This window comes from Streptococcus suis (assembly GCF_002960445.1).
GTDB classification, from domain to species: domain Bacteria; phylum Bacillota; class Bacilli; order Lactobacillales; family Streptococcaceae; genus Streptococcus; species Streptococcus hyiners.
Window position 1 is genome coordinate 1 of the sequence record NZ_POJD01000249.1, and the last position, 266, is coordinate 266.

1 protein-coding gene is annotated in these 266 nt (G+C 40.2%); it reads right to left on the reverse strand.

All coding sequences use genetic code 11. From position 1 onward, the window contains the following. Window positions 1–266: 16S rRNA (guanine(527)-N(7))-methyltransferase RsmG (locus tag C1G53_RS09170; RefSeq protein ID WP_238139134.1), on the reverse strand; the 266-nt coding region annotated here is incomplete at both ends.

Below are 266 nucleotides of genomic sequence, written 5' to 3' on the forward strand. Positions count from 1 at the left end.
TGCGGAAAGATGATCTTCATAGGTAGGCTAGGAAATCCAGCTCCAGCTCCAATATCTAAAAGCCGAAGAGGTTCGTTCTGAATATGGCCTTGCAGGAGTGGAGCGATAGAATCGTAGAAATGCTTCAGATAGACTTCGCTTTCCTCGGTAATAGCTGTCAGATTGATTTTTTCATTCCATTCCACTAATAGTTGGAAATAGCGATGAAATTGGTGTTTTTGTTGGTCAGTTAATTGAATACCTTGGTCTGCCAAGGTTTTATAAAA